Origin of the sequence: Cobetia sp. 2AS, assembly GCF_029846355.1 — a bacterium.
Classification (GTDB): domain Bacteria; phylum Pseudomonadota; class Gammaproteobacteria; order Pseudomonadales; family Halomonadaceae; genus Cobetia; species Cobetia amphilecti.
In genome coordinates this window covers 114,059-128,988 of the sequence record NZ_JARWKQ010000002.1, presented here as the reverse complement: position 1 = coordinate 128,988, position 14,930 = coordinate 114,059, and the positions used below count along the sequence as shown (strand labels likewise).

The 14,930-nt window shown below is 63.9% G+C and carries 11 protein-coding genes; all 11 read left to right on the top strand.

Annotation, left to right across the window (positions count from 1 at the left end; all coding sequences use genetic code 11):
* Nucleotides 1-34: 34 nt before the first annotated feature.
* The 11 genes from motA to flhA all read left to right on the top strand — a co-directional run bounded on the left by motA (nucleotide 35) and on the right by flhA (nucleotide 14,802).
* Entirely contained in the window at nucleotides 35-904 is an 870-nt protein-coding gene (gene motA / locus QD356_RS05755; protein WP_176677172.1) for a flagellar motor stator protein MotA, read from the top strand.
* Between the two features lie 161 nt (nucleotides 905-1,065).
* Nucleotides 1,066-2,040, top strand: coding sequence for a flagellar motor protein MotB (gene motB, locus QD356_RS05750; protein ID WP_131432099.1), 975 nt, complete (start codon nucleotides 1,066-1,068; stop codon nucleotides 2,038-2,040).
* A gap of 82 nt (nucleotides 2,041-2,122) precedes the next feature.
* Entirely contained in the window at nucleotides 2,123-4,465 is a 2,343-nt protein-coding gene (cheA, locus tag QD356_RS05745; protein WP_192838852.1) for a chemotaxis protein CheA, read from the top strand.
* Nucleotides 4,466-4,546: 81 nt separating this feature from the next.
* Nucleotides 4,547-5,080 carry a chemotaxis protein CheW gene (locus tag QD356_RS05740; protein WP_192838851.1) on the top strand — a complete coding sequence of 178 codons (534 nt, stop codon included), beginning with the start codon at nucleotides 4,547-4,549 and terminating at the stop codon, nucleotides 5,078-5,080.
* A gap of 280 nt (nucleotides 5,081-5,360) precedes the next feature.
* Nucleotides 5,361-7,157 (top strand): methyl-accepting chemotaxis protein, encoded by a 1,797-nt coding sequence (locus QD356_RS05735; RefSeq protein WP_192838850.1) that lies wholly within the window; start codon nucleotides 5,361-5,363, stop codon nucleotides 7,155-7,157.
* A 71-nt stretch (nucleotides 7,158-7,228) separates the two neighbouring features.
* The gene (locus QD356_RS05730) at nucleotides 7,229-8,074 is read left to right on the top strand and encodes a CheR family methyltransferase (RefSeq protein WP_192838849.1); all 846 of its coding nucleotides are present in this window, start codon (nucleotides 7,229-7,231) and stop codon (nucleotides 8,072-8,074) included.
* A gap of 176 nt (nucleotides 8,075-8,250) precedes the next feature.
* Nucleotides 8,251-9,471 (top strand): chemotaxis response regulator protein-glutamate methylesterase, encoded by a 1,221-nt coding sequence (locus QD356_RS05725; RefSeq protein WP_192838848.1) that lies wholly within the window; start codon nucleotides 8,251-8,253, stop codon nucleotides 9,469-9,471.
* A gap of 167 nt (nucleotides 9,472-9,638) precedes the next feature.
* Nucleotides 9,639-10,028: a chemotaxis response regulator CheY gene (gene cheY, locus QD356_RS05720; RefSeq protein WP_131432094.1), complete on the top strand. Its 390-nt coding sequence runs from the start codon at nucleotides 9,639-9,641 to the stop codon at nucleotides 10,026-10,028.
* Between the two features lie 143 nt (nucleotides 10,029-10,171).
* On the top strand, nucleotides 10,172-10,930 hold the full coding sequence (cheZ, locus tag QD356_RS05715) for a protein phosphatase CheZ (protein ID WP_192838967.1): 759 nt from the start codon (nucleotides 10,172-10,174) through the stop codon (nucleotides 10,928-10,930).
* 249 nt (nucleotides 10,931-11,179) lie between these two features.
* Nucleotides 11,180-12,520 carry a flagellar biosynthesis protein FlhB gene (gene flhB / locus QD356_RS05710; RefSeq protein ID WP_192838847.1) on the top strand — a complete coding sequence of 447 codons (1,341 nt, stop codon included), beginning with the start codon at nucleotides 11,180-11,182 and terminating at the stop codon, nucleotides 12,518-12,520.
* A 185-nt stretch (nucleotides 12,521-12,705) separates the two neighbouring features.
* A complete protein-coding gene (flhA, locus tag QD356_RS05705; RefSeq protein ID WP_192838846.1) occupies nucleotides 12,706-14,802 on the top strand; it encodes a flagellar biosynthesis protein FlhA in 2,097 nt (698 codons plus the stop codon).
* Nucleotides 14,803-14,930 lie beyond the last annotated feature (128 nt).

Genomic DNA, 14,930 nt, shown 5'->3' with positions numbered 1-14,930 from the left:
CATGCGACGTTGACCGAATGCCAAGGGGGTTATTGTGTTGTTGTTCATAGGCTATCTAGTGGTCATCGGGTCCACCCTGGGCGGGTATCTGATGGTGGGCGGGCACCTGGCGGTGCTGATGCAGCCCGCGGAATTGCTCATCATCTGTGGCTCTGCCGTCGGCGCCTTTCTGGCCGGCAACAACGGCAAGGCCATCAAGGCCACCGGCAAGGCATTCTCGAAGTTGAAGCGCACGCGTGGCTACAACAAGTCCCTGTACATGGAAGTCATCGGGCTGTTGTATCTGCTGCTGTCGCGTGCCCGTCAGCAGGGCATGCTGGCGATCGAGCAGGACATCGACAATCCGCAGGAAAGCGCCTTGTTTGCCGAGTATCCGCGCCTGCTCTCCGACCCCATTCTGATGAATTTCATCACCGACTACCTGCGCCTGATGGTCAGCGGCAACATGGACCCCTTCGAGCTCGAGTCGCTGATGGAGCACGAGATCGAGACCTTCAAGCACGAGACCGAAATTCCGGTGCATTCCCTCTCGGCGGTGGCCGATGGTCTGCCGGCCTTCGGGATCGTCGCCGCCGTGATGGGGGTGGTGCATGCGCTGGCCTCGGCGGATCAGGGCGCCGCCCAGCTGGGCGTGTTGATCGCCAATGCCATGGTCGGCACCTTCCTCGGCATCCTGCTGGCCTATGGCTTCGTCACGCCGGTCGCCAACAAGATCCAACACGAGGTGCACGAGGCCGTGAAGATGATGCAGTGCATTCGCGTCATCCTGATGGCCTCGCTCAATGGCTACGCTCCGCAGGTCGCGGTGGAATTCGGCCGCAAGGCGTTGTTCACCGCCGAGCGTCCCAGCTTCAACGAGCTGGAAGAGCATGTACGCGAGATCAAGAACAAGGGTGCGGGCTGATATGGCGTTGCTGTCAGTCGCAAGTGCGTCTCTCGCAAGTGCGTCACTCACAAGTGCGTCAGTCGCAAGCGTGTCCGTTACCTGCGTGCCAGTGACACAGGTATCGCTGGCTGTCGTGGTCGAGTCAGTGGGTGTCTCTGGACTGAAGCTCGGAGGTCTCGATGAGTGAAGAGCGCAGACCCATCGTCATCAAGCGGCCGCGTATCGTCAAAGGACATCATGGCGGTGGTTGGAAGATCGCCTACGCCGACTTCATGACCGCGATGATGGCCTTCTTCTTGGTGATGTGGGTGATCTCGAATGCCTCGGATGACGACCTGAGGGAAATCTCCGACTACTTCGGTGCGCCGCTGGAAGTCTCGCTGCTGGGGGGCGATCGCAATTCGGCCTCCAGCAGTGCCATTCCCGGTGGCGGCTTCATGGCCGAGCAGACCCAGGGCGAGAAGGGCGCTGATCTGCAACGCCTGCAGCGCCAGGCGCTGGCCGATGATTCCCGCATGGCCGCCATTCGCGACGAGATCGACACCACCATGACGCAGCGCATGGCCGATGACGCGGACCTGGCCGAACTGCGTGAGCAGCTGCAGATCGAGCTGACCTCCGAAGGCTTGCGCATCCAGATCACCGATAGCGACCAGCACCCGATGTTCGCGTTGGGCAGCAAGCAACCCTCGCCACAACTGTCGCAGCTGCTTGGCTTGCTGGCGCCGATTCTCAAGCGGCTGCCCAATCATCTGAGCATCACCGGGCATACCGACAATCGTCCCTTCGTCGGCGAAGGCGGCTACGGCAACTGGGAGCTCTCAACCGATCGCGCCAATGCCGCGCGCCGCGTGCTGGGCAACAGTGGGCTGCCCTATGAGCGCATCGTGCGCGTGGTCGGCATGGGCTCGCGCATCAGCCTCGACAGCCAGAACCCCGAGGCCGCCATCAATCGTCGCATCAGCCTGATGGTGCTCAGCCAGTCGGCCTATCGCGATATCACCGACAGCAACGGCGTCAATCCCCGGCCCGCCGAGGACATCAACAGCCTGCGCGAGCGTCTCGAACAGCTGGCAAGCCCGGTGCGTGTGACGAATCCCGTCGCTGGCAGTCCTGTCACCGACAGCCCCGTCGCCTCCGGGCTGGACAGCTGAGTGCGCTCAAGGCGCCTCATGTCAGAACTCAAGCGGCGCCGCTTCCCGTGTGATAGCGCAATGACAGCCAGCGAGAACATGCATGGATATCAGTGAGTTTTACGACACCTTCTTCGAGGAGGCGCAGGAGCTGCTGGCCGAGATGGAACGCCTGCTGCTGGCGCTGGATGTCGAGGCGCCGGATGGCGAGCAGCTCAACGCCATCTTTCGTGCGGCCCATTCCATCAAGGGCGGCGCCGCGACCTTCGGCTTCACGGTCCTGCAGGACACCACCCATCACCTCGAGAATCTGCTGGACCGTGCCCGCCGTGGCGAGTTGCGGTTGAGCATTCAGCATATCGATCGCTTTCTGGAGACAAAGGACATGCTCGACGACCAGTTGGCGGCCTATCGCAATGCCCAGTCCCCCGACCCCGAGGCCTACGCGCATATCGTCGCGGTGCTCAAGCAGCTGGGCGAAGAGTCGTCGGTGATGGATGCCTCGAGCGAACCAGTGCCATCTGACATTGATGGCCCGAGCCTACCAGGGCCGTCAGGCGAAGCGTCTGCGCCAGTCGGCAGCGATATGGCCACGCCGCCTGCGCTCGAGCCACGGCCCAGCGCCGACGCAAGTGTGCCGTTGCTCTCGGTCACTCTGATGTTCGTCGCCGACCGCGAGCGTGAACTGCTGATCGAAGAGCTGGCCAACCTTGGAGAGGTCATCTCCAGCAGCGGTGACGAGCAGGTATGTCGCGTCATCGTGAGTACCACGGTCAGCGCCGCGGATATCGAAGCGGTACTGTGCTTCGTCATCGAGCCGGAGCAGATTCTGATCGAGCCCGCGACAGCTGCTCCACCAGCGGAGGTTGATGGCGTAGCTGATGGCGTAGTGGGCGGCGTAGCGGATGGGCTGGTTGAAGCGCTGACTGAAGAGCTGACTGAAAAGCAGGCCGAGGACGTCGCCGACGGCATGGCTGACGACGCAGCGGTTGAACTTGCTGACCAGCCAGCGCCTGCGGAAGCGACAGCCGACACAGGCTCTTCGGCAGATGTCTCTTCCGCTGGCGCGGCAGAATCGTCCTCCGCTGGCGCGGCAGAGACGTCTTCCACTGCCGTGGCAGGGCCATCTGCCGCTACCCCGGCGAGTGGTGAGCGACGCAGCCAGCCGGGGCGGCGCGCCACTGATGCGCCCACCGAACAGGGCTCCATCCGCGTCGGCGTCGACAAGGTCGATACCATCATCAACCTGGTCGGCGAGCTGATCATCACCCAGTCGATGCTGGAGCAGACGGCATCGGCGACCACGCCGCCGGATCAGGCGGCGCTGGTCAGTGGCATCAGCCAGCTGCAGCGCAATGCACGAGATCTGCAGGAAGCGGTGATGTCGGTGCGCATGATGCCGATGGATTACGTGTTCTCGCGGTTTCCGCGCCTGATTCGCGACCTTGCCTCGCGGCTGGGCAAGCAGGTCGAGCTGGTCAGCCAGGGGCATGACACCGAGCTGGACAAGAGCCTGATCGAGCGGATCATCGATCCGCTGACCCATCTGGTGCGCAACAGCCTCGATCATGGCATCGAATCGCCCAGCGAGCGTGAGGCGGGTGGCAAGAGCGCCCACGGCACCCTGACGCTGTCTGCCCGCCATCAGGGCGGCAATATCGTCATCGAGGTGATGGATGACGGCGCCGGCCTCGATCGCGCGCGCATTCTGGCCAAGGCGCGCAGCAACGGCCTGGCGGTCAGCGATAGCATGAGCGACGACGAGGTCTGGCAGCTGATCTTCGCCCCCGGCTTCTCGACGGCCGAGCAGGTCAGTGATGTCTCGGGGCGTGGAGTCGGCATGGATGTGGTCAAGCGCAACATCCAGGCGCTGGGCGGGCACGTGGAGCTCGCCTCCGTGACCGGGCAGGGCACCACCACGCGCATCGTGCTGCCGCTGACGCTGGCGATCCTCGAGGGCATGGCCATTCGCGTCGGCGAGGAAATCTACATCCTGCCGCTGTCGGTGGTGGTGGAGTCGTTGCAGCCGCAGGCCGACATGCTGTTCAGCATGGTCGGCAATGATCGCCTGCTGAAGGTGCGAGACGAATACCTGAGCCTGGTCGCCTTGCATGAGGTGTTCGCGGTACCTGGCGCCCAGACGCAGCCGGAGCAGGGCATCGTGGTGGTGGTGCAGGGCAAGGGGCGCCACTACGCCTTGCTGGTGGATGAGCTGATCGGTCAGCAGCAGGTGGTGGTCAAGAATCTCGAAAGGAATTATCGCAAGGTGCCGGGCGTCTCTTCGGCGACGATCCTGGGCGATGGGCGGGTGTCGCTGATACTGGATGTCTCGGACCTGCATCGCCTCGCCAACCAGATGCCAGCGGTGCAGAGGCAGGCAGAGGTCGTCACTGAGTCCGCCATGCCCCAGGTCGCCATCATGCCCCAGGTCGCCATTGTCAGCTGAGGCGATGGCCGTTCACCGGCCGCATCCTCGCCCCTTGCGCCTCGGCGCGAAGCTCCACCCCATCACAGACAGGAGATGAGAATGTCTCACACTCAAGTTGCCGCGGCGCAGACGTCCAATGTCGGCCTGGCGCAGGACCACGCCTCCAAGGTCAATGACGGCGGCGAATACCTGGTATTCAGCCTCGGCGAGGAGCACTACGCCGTGGATATCCTCAAGGTGCAGGAGATTCGCGGTTACGAGAACGTCACGCGTATCGCCAATGCACCGGCCTTCATCAAGGGCGTGACCAACCTGCGTGGCGTCATCGTGCCGATCGTCGATCTGCGGCTGAAGTTCCAGTTGGGCCAGGCTGAATACACGGCGCAGACGGTGGTCATCGTGATCAATATCGGTGAGCGTGTGGTCGGCATCGTCGTCGATGGCGTCTCCGATGTGATCAGCCTCGCGGCCGATCAGGTGCTGCCGCCGCCGGAATTCGGTGCGCGCATGAACAGTGACTTCCTGGCGGGGCTGGCGACCGTCAATGATCACATGCTGCTGATCATGGATATCGAGCACATGATGACCAGTGATGAAATGGCGCTGATGGAGCCCGCGACGCAGTCTGCATGACCTGCTGTCTCGCGGCATGAGTCAGGCGTAATAGGCGGCATGTTGCCTGCGGCGTGTGCTCGCCTGATCTCGCAAGCTTTCCACCCGTTTCGTCTCGAGCACCGCTGGCCTGCTGGTCAGCGGCGTTCTTGCGTTCAAGAACGGCCGACAGCGGCCGATAAGGTGTGCACCACAAGGTCGTGGGCGGCTGTGCCGGGCAATGACGGTCATGCTGCCGGTCAGTGGTCTCGCCGGGTCAATGATGATCACGCTGTGACGAGTACGAGGCTAAGCAAGGGCAATGCGAAACAATCAGCCGGTGACGGCAAGGGGATACCCCATTGGTGAGCATGACTACCTGATCTCGCGTACCGATCTCAAGGGACGCATCACCTACGCCAACTCTGTCTTCATCGAGGTCAGTGGCTTCACGCGTGATGCCTTGATCGGTGCGCCGCACAATCTGGTCCGCCACCCCGACATGCCAGAGGCCGCCTTCGAGAATCTGTGGGCGACGCTCAAGCAAGGCGAAAGCTGGCAGGGACTGGTCAAGAATCGACGCGAGAACGGCGACTATTACTGGGTCGACGCCTGTGTGACGCCGCTGATCGAACAGGGCGAGCTGATGGGATTTGCCTCGGTGCGCGTCAAGGCCAGTCGCGAGCAGATCGCCCAGGCCGAGCAGGTCTACTCGGGCCTCAAGCAGGGCAAGCGCGACTATCGCTTGAGCAAGGGTCGCATCGTGCGTGCTGGCTTCATGGGGGCCTTCAAGCGCCTCACCCAGTGGCGCATGGCGCCGCGTATCGTGCTGCTGGCCGCATTGCCGCTGGTGGCCGGAGCCTTGATGGGCAGCGAGCTGCTGCAGGTGCTGGCCGATAGTCAGGCGCATGCCCGCGCGGTGCTGACCCAACTGTCTGCCGAGCTGCCCGCGGCACAGCTGGCGACGCTCGAGCAGCGCCAACAAGCGCTTGAGGCGAGCCATGCGCGTCTGGAGTGGGGGGTGTGGACCGCCTTCGCTGGCGTGGGCGTGGTGTCGCTGTGGTTGGCACTGAGTACCTACCGCAGCCTGGTTCGTCCGCTGCGCAGTACTCTGGATTTCGCGCGCCAGATCGCCGCGGGCAATCTTTCCCAGTCGATGACGCTGGCGGGCAATGACGAGATGGCACGCCTGGTACGAGCGCTGGACAGCATGCGCAAGTCGCTGGTCGGCATCGTCAGCGAGGTCAATGCGGGCATCAATGTGGTCAGGCCTGCCGCTGGCGACATGGCGCACGGCAATCAGGAATTCTCGGCGCGGGTCGAACAGCAGGCGGCATCGCTGGAAGAGACGGCGGCCAGCATGGAGCAGATGACCGGCACCGTGCGCCAGAATGCCGACAATGCCATCCAGGTCTCGCAACTGGCTGATCAGGCCACGCGCTCCTCCAATGAAGGTGGCGAGGCGATGCAGGCGGTGGTGGTGCGCATGGAGGGGATTACCGCCACCTCTGAAAAGATGGCCGACATCATCAAGGTGATCGACTCGATCGCCTTCCAGACCAACCTGCTGGCCCTCAATGCCTCGGTGGAGGCTGCACGCGCCGGTGAACATGGTCGTGGCTTTGCCGTGGTGGCCGGTGAGGTGCGCAATCTGGCCTCTCGCAGTGCCGAGGCGGCGCGCGAGATCAAGACGCTGATCGACACCACCCAGCGGGAGATCAGCGACGGCGGTGATCAGGTCGAGGCGGCGCGCGGCACCATGGAGGCGATCGTGACCGGCATCTCGCGGGTCAATGACCTGATCGCCGAGATCTCCTCGGCCTCGCGTGAGCAGAGCGGCGGCATCGAGCAGATCAATACCGCCATCAACGAGATGGACCAGGCCACCCAACAGAACGCCCAGCGTGTGATGAGCAGCGCCCATCTGGCGCAGGACCTCGAACGTTCGGTCGCGGGGCTGTCGCATGCGGTCAACGTCTTCCGCTTTGGCGGCGAAGGCCCGGAGCAGATCCCCGCACGTCTGCCGGGGGACGCATCAGCCGAGCAGACTTCTTATGAGCACGCTCAGGCCGCGACTCGAGCGCAGGTGCCTGGCGGCTCACAGGGTCCGCGACGGTGACAGATCTCACGCCGCCACCCATCTGGTCCGCCCCGTCACCGGCTTCCCACGCCCTCGGGCGGGACCTGGTGATGACCGATGACGACTTCGAGCGCATCGCGCGCCTCATCTATCAGCGCGCCGGCATCGTGCTGGCGCGTCACAAGCGTGAGATGGTCTACAGCCGTCTGTCGCGCCGGCTCAGAGTGCATGGTCTGACGCGTTTCCATGATTATCTGACCATGCTGGAGGCCAGCCTGAGTCGCAGTGATCACGACGAGTGGCCTGCCTTCATCAATGCGCTGACCACCAATCTGACCGCGTTCTTTCGCGAGCCCCATCACTTCGTGATGCTCGAGAACTTCCTGCGCGAGCGCCTCCAGCGCCAGGCGTCGGGGCAGCGAGCGCCGCTACGTATCTGGTGTGCGGCCGCCTCGACCGGGGAGGAGCCCTATTCCATCGCGATGGTGCTGCGCGAGGTGATGGGAGCCGCGGCGAATCAGGTCGAGCTGATCGCCACCGATATCGACACGGACGCGCTGCGGGAAGCCGAACTCGGCATCTACCCCTTCGAGCGCATCGCCAAACTGGGTGAGCAACGCTGCAAGCGCTTCATGCTGCGTGGCAGCGGCAGTCGCCAGGGGCAGGTGAGGGTGCGCCCGGAGATCAAGCAGCTGGTGAGCTTTCGCCACCTGAATCTGCTGGATAGCCACTGGGACCTCGGTAGCGGCTTTGACGTGATCTTCTGTCGCAATGTGATGATCTACTTCGACAAGCAGACCCAGTCACGCCTGCTGGACCGCTTCGCGCTGATGCTCAAGCCCGATGGACTGTTGTTTGCCGGTCATTCAGAGAATTTCTCATGGCTCAATGATGCCTTCACGCTGCGCGGCCAGACGGTCTATACCCTGTCTCGCCGCCGGACGGAGGGTGCGTGATGCGTCGTGATGGCTGGTGATGATTCCCTTTCCCTTACCCACTCTCCAGGAGTGTCTGGATGCCTACCCCCGCTTCATCGTCATGCTCGGTCTCAAGCTCAAATGCTGGTTCAAGGCCAGATTCGAACTCAAGTGCAGCTGCTGGCGCAGGCACGTCCCAGACCGGGGCCGGGCGCATGATCCGTGTGCTGTGTGTCGATGACTCCGCGCTGATTCGTGAGTTGATGGCAGAGATCATCAATGCCCAGCCTGACATGCAGGTCGTGGCCACCGCGCCGGACCCGCTGGTCGCGCGAGACCTGATCAAGCGTCACGAGCCGGATGTGCTGACGCTGGATGTGGAAATGCCACGCATGGATGGGCTGGACTTCCTCGAGCGCCTGATGCGTCTGCGGCCGATGCCGGTGGTGATGGTGTCTTCGCTGACCGAGCGTGGCGGGGAAATCACGCTGCGCGCGCTGGAGCTGGGCGCGGTGGATTTCGTCTCCAAGCCGCGCCTGGGAATACGTGGCGGCATGCTCGAGTATGCCGAGACGATTGCCGACAAGATTCGCGCCGCCGCGCGGGCGCGTGTGCGGCCTGCGGGTCGCGCCGTGACGTCGCCGTCTGCTGGCGGTGCACAGGCCGGCTCGGTTCTGTCCAATTCGACCCTATCCAATCCGGCTCAGCCCAGCCTGCCTCAGTCCAATCCATATCAGTCCAGTCTGGCAGACAGGTCAGTCGCCACTTCGGTTAGTCAGGACACGGTCAGTCAGGGCACGGTGCCGCCTGCGACCGCTGCTGCCGGCCGCCGGCCATTGCTGTCGAGCGAGAAGCTGATCGCAGTGGGGGCCTCGACCGGCGGGACCGAGGCGATACGCGCGGTGTTGCAGTCGTTGCCGGCGGATGCGCCGGCCATCCTGGTGACTCAGCACATGCCGCCGGGCTTCACGCGCTCGTTCGCCGAGCGACTCAATGGGTTGTGTCGTATCGCCGTCAAGGAAGCTGCGCACGGTGAGCGCATCCTGCCCGGGCATGCCTATATCGCGCCTGGCGACGCCCACCTGACGCTGTCGCGCAGCGGGGCCAACTATGTGGTCACCCTCGATCAGCGTCCGCCGGTCAATCGTCACCGCCCATCGGTGGATGTGCTGTTCGATTCCGTGGCGCGGGTGGCCGGTCGCAACGCCGTGGGCGTGATCCTGACCGGCATGGGTCGCGACGGCGCGCGGGGGTTGTTGCAGATGCGCGAAGCCGGCGCCCACACCATCGCCCAGGACGAGCAAAGCTGCGTGGTCTATGGCATGCCGCGGGAAGCCGTCGAGCTCGGGGCCGCGGAAAGCGTGTTGCCGTTGAGTCGCATCAGTGGGCATCTGCTCCACCAGGTACAGCTGGCCGGGCGTTCGCAACGCGTCTAGACCGCTTCGTTCTGCCTGGGCGTGGAGGTTAAGTGGGTGTGAGTTGCCGGCAAGGAGAAGATGGGCGCAGAGGGTAAAGTCTGCCGGCTTGTGGCCGATAACCCCCTCACAAGGCTGGAATTTTCAGCCGTTCCCTCATGTGATTCTGGAAGAGAGCCCGACCGCTGATGGCCGACAAGAACCTGCGAATCCTCGTCGTCGACGACTTTCCCACCATGCGTCGGATCGTGCGCAACCTGCTCAAGGAGCTCGGCTTCACCAATGTGGAGGAAGCCGAAGATGGGCAACAGGCCCTGGAGTTCCTGAATCAAGGCAGCTTCGAACTGGTGATTTCCGACTGGAACATGCCCAACCTCGATGGGCTCGAGATGCTCAGGCGCGTGCGTGCCAATCCCGCCACGGCCACGTTGCCGGTGCTGATGGTTACCGCTGAGGCCAAGAAGGAAAACATCATTGCCGCTGCCCAGGCCGGTGCCAGTGGCTATGTGGTCAAGCCCTTCACGGCGGCGGTGCTGGAAGAGAAGCTGGGCAAGGTCTTCGAGAAACACGGCCTCTAAGCCATCGCGCCACGTTGGTCGGGCCGCGCTGGTCAGGCAAGGCTGGCGCGGTCAGCGTAGTTGGTCACATCAAGGAGGGTGTCATGAGTCATCTGGAATCATCATCTGAACCCCAGTCATCCTCGGGCGCTGATCCTGGTGTGATGGCGCGCGATGGGGCAGCCAACTTCGCCAGAACGGGGGACAGCAGCGAAGACCTGATTCGGCGTATCGGCCAGCTGACGCGCATGCTGCGCGACAACATGCGTGAGCTGGGGCTGGATCGGGAGATCGAACGTGCTGCCGAGGCGATCCCCGATGCTCGTGATCGCCTCAATTACGTGGCCAGCAAGACGGAGCAGGCGGCAGATCGTGCCCTCAATGCCTGTGAGCGGGCCCAGCCGCTGCAGGATGCCCTGGCCAGTGAGGCGAAGTCGCTCAGCGGGCGCTGGGACGCCTGGTTTGCCGAGCCGGTGGCTCTGGATCAGGCGCGTGAATTGGTGATCGACACGCGTGCCTATCTGGCCGTGGTGCCTGATCAGACCAGCGCCACCAACAGCGAATTGCTCGAGATCATGATGGCGCAGGATTTCCAGGACCTTACCGGTCAGGTGATCAAGCGCATGATGGATGTCATCCAGCAGATCGAGATGCAGCTGCTGCAGTTGCTGCTCGACAATGTCCCGGAGGGCCATGCACGTTCGGCGCTGGCGTCTTCCGGGCAGGCCGCCACCACGGCGGCCGCTGCGGGGCTTTCGGCAGCAGAGCTTTCAGCCTCGGCGCTGGATGAGCAGGCAAGCCCCGGCGACGGGGGCGCCCAGTCTGGCGCCTTGCTCAATGGCCCCCAGGTGCGAGCCGATGCACCGGGGGTGGTCGCCAGTCAGGATGAGGTCGATGACCTGCTGGATAGCCTCGGTTTCTAGCCGCCTTCCGTGTAGTGGCACCTGCTGGTCCTTGTTCTTAATACTCTCGTCCTTCATGCCCTTGCCCATCACGCCCTGCGTGGCGGGCAAGGGCGTTTTTGGGCGCTATTCCGCGCTTTGATGCCCGCCGTGCTTGGCACAATGAGGCCCATTCTCGGCATGATGCGTTCGCCGTGCGCGCCAGAGTGAGCGAGCGTCATGCTCTTCGGCAGTTCAGGCAGATGCGATCCCAGGCAAGCGGAGTAGCCGGTGGCTGACGAGCAGAGCAGCGACGACAAGACAGAAGACGCCACGCCCCACCGAATACAGAAGGCCCGCGAGGAAGGGCAGGTGCCCCGCTCGCGGGAGCTTGCGACCTTTCTGTTGCTGGGCGGAGGTGCGGCAGGCCTGTGGCTGTTGGCCGGGCCGCTTGGCGACACCCTGGAGCGAGTACTGGGCGCCTCGTTCGGCTTTGATCGCGCTCAGGCACTCGACAGTCGCGTGATGCTTGCCAACGCCTTGATGCTGGGCCAGGAGGCCTTGCTGGCACTGTTGCCGTTGTTCGCCTTGCTGATGGTGCTGGCGCTGGTCGGCCCGGTGCTGCTGGGAGGCTGGATGTTCTCCACCAAGTCGCTGGCGCCGTCGCTGGGCAAGCTCAATCCCGTCAAGGGGCTGGGCAGGATGGTGTCCTCCCAGGCGCTGGCCGAGCTGCTCAAGACCATCGCCAAGTCGATACTGGTCGGTGGTGTGGTGGTGATGTATCTGCATGCCCAGCGCCAGGAATTGATGGCCTTGATGATGATGCCGCTGGGCAACGCCATGGCGGATGCACTGGCGATCGTGGCGCGCTGTACGGCGCTGGCGATATTGATGCTGATCGTGCCGACGCTGATGGATGTGCCGTATCAGTTGTGGAGTCACGCCAAGAAGCTGCGCATGAGCCTCGAGGAGATCAAGCGCGAGCACAAGGAGACGGATGGCGACCCGCAGATCAAGGCGCGCATCCGTCAGCAGCAGCAGGCCATGGCGCGTGCGCGCATGATGAGCGCCGTGCCCACTGCCGATGTCATCGTCAACAACCCGACGCACTACTCGGTGGCGCTGGTCTATCACGAGGGCGACATGCGCGCACCGCGGGTGGTGGCCAAGGGGCGTGATGAGGTGGCGCTGCGCATTCGCGAAGTGGGCGAGGCGAACGGGGTGCCGATGCTGAGTGCGCCGCCCCTGGCGCGTGCCCTGCACACCCATGTCGATCTCGAGCAGGAGATTCCCATTGCGCTCTATCAGGTGATCGCCGAGGTGCTGGCCTGGGCGATGCGACTCAAGCGGGCGCGCCATCAGGGTGGCCTGCGCCCGAGCCTGCCGGCAGATCTGTCCGTTCCCGATGAGTATCAGGTGCCCGAGGAGGCGCAAGGGACGGCTGAGGAGGCTGGCCCGCCAGGCGCCGAGCGTGATGACGGGGAGCCGGCAGCCGAAGCTGAGGCTTCAGCCACAGGCGCGATGTCTTCTGATCATGAATCTGATGACGCCGATGCCGGGGCGGTGTTCCAGCCCAGCGCCAATCCAGGGGCAGACGGTGACGCGACGACGGATCCTCGTGTCGGAAGTTGATGACCGCAGTTGATGACCGCAGTTGATGACCGACGTGGCTGATCGAAGTTGAGGCCCGAACTTGATAACCGTGCTGCTGCCCGATGCTGCTGCCCGAACCCCATGACTGACCGCCATTTCCGCTCCCCAAGTCCGGGCCGCTGCGCAGCACGCGCAACGCCCTTCACGATCGATGAGCCGCTTGCATGAATACCTTGCTGACACTGTTTGACCGCGTGGGGCTCAACACCTCCAGCCAGCTGAAGGTGCTGGCCGGGCCGCTGCTGATCATGATGATCCTGTCGATGATGGTGTTGCCGCTGGCGCCTTTCATCCTCGATCTGCTGTTCACCTTCAATATCGCGCTGTCGATCATGATCCTGATGGTCAGCATGTTTGCGCAGAAACCGCTGGATTTCTCGGCCTTCCCCGCGGTGCTGCTGTTCTCGACCTTGCTGCGTCTGTCGCTCAATGTCGCCTCGACGCGGGTGGTGCTGCTGGAAGGTCACAACGGCGGTGACTCGGCCGGCAAGGTCATCGAGGCCTTCGGTCAGTTTCTGGTCGGCGGCAACTTCGCCGTCGGCCTGGTGGTGTTCTCGATTCTGGTCATCATCAACTTCATGGTCATCACCAAGGGCGCCGGGCGTATCGCCGAGGTCGGCGCACGCTTCACGCTGGACGCCATGCCCGGCAAGCAGATGGCGATCGATGCCGACCTCAACGCCGGCCTGATCGGCGAAGACCAGGCGCGCGAGCGCCGCCGGGAAGTGTCGCAGGAAGCCGATTTCTTCGGCTCGATGGACGGTGCCAGCAAGTTCGTGCGCGGCGATGCGGTGGCGGGACTGGTGATCATGGTGGTCAATATCATCGGCGGGCTGATCATCGGGGTCGGGCAGCACGACCTGAGCATGTCCGATGCGGCGCGCACCTATACGCTGCTGACCATCGGCGATGGCCTGGTGGCCCAGATTCCGTCGCTGGTCATCTCGACCGCCGCGGGCGTGATGGTGTCGCGGGTCAACACCAATGAAGATGTCGGTCAGCAGATGATCGGCCAACTTTTCAAGAGCTCGCAGGTACTGTGGTTGGCGGCTGGCGTGATGGGGCTGCTGGGCCTGGTGCCGGGCATGCCCAACATGGTCTTCATTCTCTTCACCTTGCTGCTGGCGGGGCTTGGGTGGTGGGCCTCCCAGCGCGAGAAGGAGGTCAGCAGCGAGGCGAAGGAAGAGGCGGCGCCCGCGCCTGCGGCGGCCGTGCAGGAGGTCAGCGAGGCCAGCTGGGATGACGTGCGACTGGTGGAGCCGCTGGCGATGGAGGTCGGTCATCGCCTGATCGCGATGGTCGACATGCGCCAGGGCGGTGAGTTGCTAGCGCGCATCAAGGGAGTGCGTCGCAAGTACGCCCAGGAGATCGGATTTCTGCCGCCGGTGGTGCATATCCGCGACAACCTGGAGCTTGGGCCCAATCAGTATGTGATCAGCCTGAAGGGCGCCGAGGTCGGGCGGGGCGAGGCCTATCCGGGCCGCTGGCTGGCGATCAATCCGGGCAAGGTGTCCGGCAAGCTGCCGGGCGTGGCCACCACCGAGCCGGCCTTCGGTCTGGCCGCCACCTGGATCGAGCCGGAAACCCGCGAGCAGGCCCAGGTCTATGGCTACACGGTGGTCGACACCCCGACCGTGATCACGACCCACCTCAATCATCTGATGACCCGCCATGCCGATCAGCTGCTCGGGCGCAGTGAGGTCAGCAAGCTGCTCGAGAAGCTGGGCCCGCAGGATGGCGGCCTGGTGGAGGAAGTGGTGCCGGCCTTGATCAGTCAGGGTACCCTGCAGCGTATCCTGCACAACCTGCTGGATGAGGAGGTCTCGATACGCGACATGCGCACCATCCTCGAGGCACTTGCGGAGCATGCCCCGCACAGCAAGGACCCCAACGACCTGACCGCCATGGTGCGCGTCGCCCTCGGGCGTGCCATTACCCAGTACTGGTTCGGCGCCGAACGCGTCTTGCGCGTGATCGGTCTGGAGGCACAGCTCGAGCAGGTGCTGATGCAGGCCTTGAGCAGCGGCAATGCGCTGGAGCCCGGCCTTGCCGATACCTTGATGCAGCATGCCGAGAATGCCGTCGCCGCGCAGGACGCCAATGGCGAACCCAGCGTACTGGTGGTCGGGCATGCGCTGCGACCCTTGGTGGGGCGCTTCCTGCGTCGTCGCTTCAAGAGCCTGGCGGTGCTGTCCCAGGCAGAGATTCCCGATGACCGCGAGCTGCGGGTCACCCAGATGATCGGGGGTCGTGCGGCGTGACGTCAGGGCGGTGCGACTCACCACTGAGCAAGACAACAACATGCCGCAAAGGCAGAGAAGTGCGACAGGGAAGGTGCCGGCAAGGGGTGTGTCGAGCGTCTGCAGCAAGACGGATCTGAGGAGTCAGC

Excerpts from the sequence above, each read along its gene's own strand:
- QD356_RS05740 (WP_192838851.1), top strand. The coding sequence starts at position 4,547 with ATGTCTCACACTCAAGTTGCCGCGGCGCAGACGTCCAATGTCGGCCTG.
- motB (WP_131432099.1), top strand. The coding sequence starts at position 1,066 with ATGAGTGAAGAGCGCAGACCCATCGTCATCAAGCGGCCGCGTATCGTC.
- cheZ (WP_192838967.1), top strand. The coding sequence starts at position 10,172 with ATGGCGCGCGATGGGGCAGCCAACTTCGCCAGAACGGGGGACAGCAGC.
- QD356_RS05730 (WP_192838849.1), top strand. The coding sequence starts at position 7,229 with ATGACCGATGACGACTTCGAGCGCATCGCGCGCCTCATCTATCAGCGC.
- flhA (WP_192838846.1), top strand. The coding sequence starts at position 12,706 with ATGAATACCTTGCTGACACTGTTTGACCGCGTGGGGCTCAACACCTCC.
- cheA (WP_192838852.1), top strand. The coding sequence starts at position 2,123 with ATGGATATCAGTGAGTTTTACGACACCTTCTTCGAGGAGGCGCAGGAG.
- cheY (WP_131432094.1), top strand. The coding sequence starts at position 9,639 with ATGGCCGACAAGAACCTGCGAATCCTCGTCGTCGACGACTTTCCCACC.
- QD356_RS05725 (WP_192838848.1), top strand. The coding sequence starts at position 8,251 with ATGATCCGTGTGCTGTGTGTCGATGACTCCGCGCTGATTCGTGAGTTG.
- QD356_RS05735 (WP_192838850.1), top strand. The coding sequence starts at position 5,361 with ATGCGAAACAATCAGCCGGTGACGGCAAGGGGATACCCCATTGGTGAG.